Source organism: Stieleria sp. (assembly GCF_041595215.1).
In the GTDB taxonomy this organism is placed as follows: Bacteria; Planctomycetota; Planctomycetia; order Pirellulales; family Pirellulaceae; genus Stieleria; species Stieleria magnilauensis.
Map to the genome: position 1 here is coordinate 1 of NZ_JBFHKV010000736.1, position 4,501 is coordinate 4,501.

Below are 4,501 nucleotides of genomic sequence, written 5' to 3' on the forward strand. Positions count from 1 at the left end.
CCTACACTGTGTTGATTTACTCACAGGACGCTTAAATCCAATGCCGCTAGGTTTAAGCGTCGTTTCCTCAGATGAGGGCCCGTAGGCTCGCGCCAAACAGCTGATATTCGTTTGACATCAGCCGGTTCGCGTCAGCGTGAGCGTTATCAAAATTTAAGCCAGTGCTTGACCGCGACTAGCGTGAAAATTCGGCCTCCCACTCCGCCGAACCGTGCTTCCCGACGGCGTCGGTCTGGGTGGAGAGCCGTCCGCTGCCACGGGCGAACTCGTGACGGCTAAGTGGTGCAAAGATACCGGTATCGTCGTCGTAAATATGATGCGTGACTCGGATGGCATGTTGGGACAAATCGATTTCATTGAACGTGTTCTTCTCACGCTCGCGGCCCCGTCCCCGCCGCGAAGTACTCGTGCCGCTTTGAACGATGACGATCCCGTGGTCGCGGCCAGCGGCAGGATAGAAATCCAGCGTGTTGCCGATGTACGAACGATGCAGGTGCCCACCTAGAATCAATTCAACACCGAGGTCACCGAACAGCTTGATGGCCCGCTTCGCTTTGGGCATCGCTCGGTCACGCAAGTAATCCGGTGCCGGGGCAAAGTGATGATGCGCCACGACAATCCGAGAGAGTTCGGGCGGCGCGTTTTCGAACACCCGCCGACAGAAATCGAGCTTCGACGGGTGAAGTCGTCCGTTGGAAATGGCAGAACGAGGGGCCGTCGAGTCGAGGCCTACGATGACGGCTTCGTCGGTGCGTAACACCGTATTGAGTTCCTTTGAAATGATGCGTTGGTAATGCCGATGAGGATCGGTGAACCGCTCGACGATCCGGTACAGCGGCACATCGTGGTTGCCCGGCACGACGACTCGTGGTGCATCCGGCAATTGTCGAAGGAACTCGGCGGCCTGTTCGAACTGCTCCGGTTTCGCACGTTGCGTCAGATCCCCGCTGACCACAATCACGTCCGGCGACACCGACTCGGCTGCACGTCGTAGTGACTCACCGACGCGGGGAAGGAAGGGTGGACCAAAATGCAGATCGGAGATGTGGAGAATCTTCATGGTATGAGAGTTGCTATGTAGTCGTCGGCTCCGTAGGCGAACGCGAAACAAGCCAATGCTCGCGGAGGAAGCGACAACCCTGCAATCCGCATACCGATGCAAGCGACTCCCATCATCCTAGCGAACCCCCGAGCGTCACAATGGCCAGCGATCCGCGACAGCTTGACACGCATCGCGGGCGAATCGTCGCTGACGATGAGGCAGCTTGATCCGGATCGCGAGTGGCTCGACGAAGTGGATCGAACTGAGCCTCAGCGGCTGATCGTTATCGGCGGCGACGGCACGCTTTCCCACGTCGTGGAGTCGCTCGGTGAACGGGGCTGGCTTTCGCGTTTCGAAATCGGGCTGGTTCCAGGCGGCACCGGAAACGACTTCGCTCGTTCCATCGGCGCGCAGGGAGTCTCGCTGTGGGACGCGTACAAAACGGCCATCGGCTCGCCGGCGGTGGACGTGGATTTGATTCGTGTGACAAACGGCCGACGCCGAACGATCATCAACGCGGCGACCGCAGGATTCGGCGGCCTGGTGGCTGGTCAAGTGACGCCCGAAGACAAACAGCGGTGGGGAGCGATGGCTTACTGGATCGCAGGATTCTCACACCTCGCGTCACTTCCGCGATTCTCGATCGAAATCGATTTCCTAAACGATACGGCACGACAGTTCGACGTGTTTGGATTGGCGGTCGCGTCGGGGCGATACGTCGGCGGCGGCTTTCCCGTCGCGCCCGATGCGCTGCTCAATGACGGGCTGCTCAATGTAACCGTGGTGCCAGTGATGCCGATGGGAGAACTGATTGCAGCCGGCGTCGATATCACGCTCGGTCGCCACAAGAAAACCGGCCGAGTGGCGACGTTCGCTGCCAAGTCCGTTCGCATTGAATCTCAACCGGACCTTCCTTTCAGTTTCGACGGGGAAAGCGAGCGAACCGGTCATGCGGAGTTTTCCGTGATTCCATCGGCAATCCGCATCGCGTGCCATCCTGACGCAATCGCGGTCAGGAAGTCATCACGGGCGGCAGAATTGGCGGTCCTTTCGTAAGACCACGACAACCTTGGGCACATCAGTTGCAACGCCTTTGCACCACCATCCTCCTACAAGACGCTGAAATGCCTCCCTATCCTCTGAATTTCCTCACACCGCACTTCAAGTCGAAATCACCGGCACGTACCGAACCGATCCAGGCAGGATTCGGTACCGCAATGCGTGCGGTACGACTTGCCCGCCGCAGCGAATTTTGCATCGGCTGCAACACGGTGTCGGATTCAACAAGGTTGGTGGCGGCATGAAAAAGCTGGCGGTAACATTGCTGATCGTCGCTCTCGCGATTGCAGCGTGGTACTTCGCTGGAGTCTCCTTGAGCTGGGATTCGTTTGTCGAGCACGAACGCGCGTTGCGTCATGCCGTTGCCCGGCACCCCGCCGTCGCGGTGATCGTCGGCGTCCTGCTCTACACCCTGACGTCGTTGATTCCCGGCACCACGGGCAAGTCCATTGCGTTCGGATGGTTGTTCGGATTCTGGATCGGCTTGGCCATCGTCAGCGTCTCGTTAACCGCTGCGGCGGTGATCGCGATGATGGCGGTTCGCAGCTACTTTCGCGACTGGGCATTGCGTCGCGTGCCGCGAATCGTCGGCACCATCGATCAGTCGCTCGAGCGTGGCGGTGAGGCGACCTGCCTCTTGACGCTACGTCTACTCCATGTCCCCTACACCGGCGTCAATTACTCGGCCGGTGCAACGAGTGTCCCGTTGCCCACGTTCGTTTGGACGACACTCTTGGGCATGCTGCCCAGCAACTTAGTCTTCGTCCTGGCCGGTGCGAGACTGCCGGCGCTGGATCGGATGGCTGAGGTCCGCCCTTGGCAATTGATCGACTGGCCGTTGCTTTCCGCAGCCACGCTGGCAATTGCAACGCCGATGGTGGCCAAAAAGCTGACCCGGATCAGCAAATCAGCTTCCAAAAGCGCCGACGGCTCATCCGACGAGAAACGGCGGGAGGTCACGGCATCATGAACGTCATTTCCGGATCGTATGCCAACCTGTTTTCATTGGCGATGGCGGTGTTCAGTGCGCTACTTGCCGGCACGCTCTACCGACTGTCTTCGCTGCGTCGCTGCCCGGGCGAGACCGCTCGTCGGCGGATGGCGAGCCTCGTTTCGTGGTGGATGATTGCCGGTTCCTTGTTTGTTGCAGCGTTGGGCGGACGGTGGGCTGCGTCGATCATCTGGTTTGCGATGTCGTTCATCGCGATGACGGAGTACAGGCGATTGTCGTCGCCATCTCCGCCAACAACTCCGTCGGCGTCTTCCACGATGCAGTGGACGCCCACTGCATGGGTGATGACGATCAACCTCGTTGTGCTCTACGGCGGAATCGCAATTGGCGGAGACATTGCATGGTTGGCCTTCGTTTCTGCCGCATCCGCGATTGCTTTATGCGGCGTAACGTTGGCGTCAGAAGGAGTCCGACAATACACACCACGCATTGCGTCTTCGATCTTGGGTTTACTGCTTTGCGGAATCTTTCCGGCATGCAGTCTACTGCTGCTCGATCCGGAATCACCCGCATTGTTTCTGCTGGTGGTCGGGATGACGCAGTGGAACGACATCCTCTCGGCGTGGGCGGGACGTTCACTTGGCCGACGAAAGCTAGCAGCAGCGATCTCGCCGAACAAATCGCTGGAAGGTTTTGTCGGTGGGCTGATCGGGACAGTTGTGACTGCGGCATTGGTTGGTCCCAACTTGACCGAACTGACGATGGTGGATTGGTCATTGCTCGGATTGGCGATCGCGACTGCAGGAACGCTCGGTGATCTGAACATGTCGGCGATCAAACGTGCTGCGGGGGTAAAAGACAGCGGCACGTTGATTCCGGGCCAGGGCGGCATGCTCGATCGCATCGATTCGTTAACCTTCTCCGCACCCATTGCATTGCTGCTTGTGGAGGTGATGCGGTGAGCCGATCATCATCACGGGATCCGTCGGCGGAACACAGAGTCGCGGTTTCGCCTGCAGAGCGTTCGACCACGTGGTTGACGATCCCGAACGCCATCTGCGTGGGGCGTGCGATTTGCTCGCCACTGATGTTGGTATTGGCCTGGAACGGACTGCAGACCGCGACACTTGTGCTGTTCCTGATTCTGACGTTCAGTGATTTCGTCGACGGCAAACTCGCTCGATGGCTCAATCAAAGATCTGCGATTGGCCCAAAGCTTGACAGTTTTTCAGACGCCGTCATGTACGGATGCCTGGCACTCGCGTTGATCTTTTTGCGCGGCGACTTGCTCGGACAGGAAGTCTTGTGGATTGTCTTCGCCATCGTCAGCTACATCGCCGCCGGAATATTTGCGTTGGCAAAGTTCGGGCAACTGCCCAGTTATCACACCCGGTCGGCCAAGCTGGCATGGCTGATGGTAGCGATTGCCGCTGTGGCGTTATTGTCCG

General features: G+C 58.8%; 5 protein-coding genes. 4 read left to right on the forward strand and 1 reads right to left on the reverse strand.

All coding sequences use genetic code 11. From position 1 onward, the window contains the following. Positions 1 to 175: 175 nt before the first annotated feature. Positions 176 to 1,060, reverse strand: a complete 885-nt coding sequence (locus tag ABX749_RS23360) for a metallophosphoesterase (RefSeq protein ID WP_372898117.1) — start codon at positions 1,058 to 1,060, stop codon at positions 176 to 178. A gap of 162 nt (positions 1,061 to 1,222) precedes the next feature. On the opposite strand from ABX749_RS23360, the gene ABX749_RS23365 reads away from it, so the two are divergent. The 4 genes from ABX749_RS23365 to ABX749_RS23380 all read left to right on the forward strand — a co-directional run. Further along, positions 1,223 to 2,098 (forward strand): diacylglycerol kinase family protein, encoded by an 876-nt coding sequence (locus ABX749_RS23365; protein ID WP_372898118.1) that lies wholly within the window; start codon positions 1,223 to 1,225, stop codon positions 2,096 to 2,098. A 244-nt stretch (positions 2,099 to 2,342) separates the two neighbouring features. Further along, complete coding sequence (locus ABX749_RS23370) at positions 2,343 to 3,071, forward strand: TVP38/TMEM64 family protein (protein WP_372898119.1); 729 nt, start codon at positions 2,343 to 2,345, stop codon at positions 3,069 to 3,071. Further along, positions 3,068 to 4,015 (forward strand): phosphatidate cytidylyltransferase, encoded by a 948-nt coding sequence (locus tag ABX749_RS23375; RefSeq protein WP_372898120.1) that lies wholly within the window; start codon positions 3,068 to 3,070, stop codon positions 4,013 to 4,015. Before ABX749_RS23370 ends, ABX749_RS23375 begins: the two co-directional genes overlap by 4 nt. A gap of 74 nt (positions 4,016 to 4,089) precedes the next feature. Beyond that, positions 4,090 to 4,501, forward strand: a 412-nt coding sequence (locus tag ABX749_RS23380) for a CDP-alcohol phosphatidyltransferase family protein (protein WP_372898121.1), incomplete at its 3' end; no start/stop codon positions are given.

Bases quoted from the DNA above. Each gene is read 5' to 3' on its own strand.
- ABX749_RS23360 (WP_372898117.1), bottom strand. From the start codon at position 1,060: ATGAAGATTCTCCACATCTCCGATCTGCATTTTGGTCCACCCTTCCTT.
- ABX749_RS23370 (WP_372898119.1), top strand. From the start codon at position 2,343: ATGAAAAAGCTGGCGGTAACATTGCTGATCGTCGCTCTCGCGATTGCA.
- ABX749_RS23375 (WP_372898120.1), top strand. From the start codon at position 3,068: ATGAACGTCATTTCCGGATCGTATGCCAACCTGTTTTCATTGGCGATG.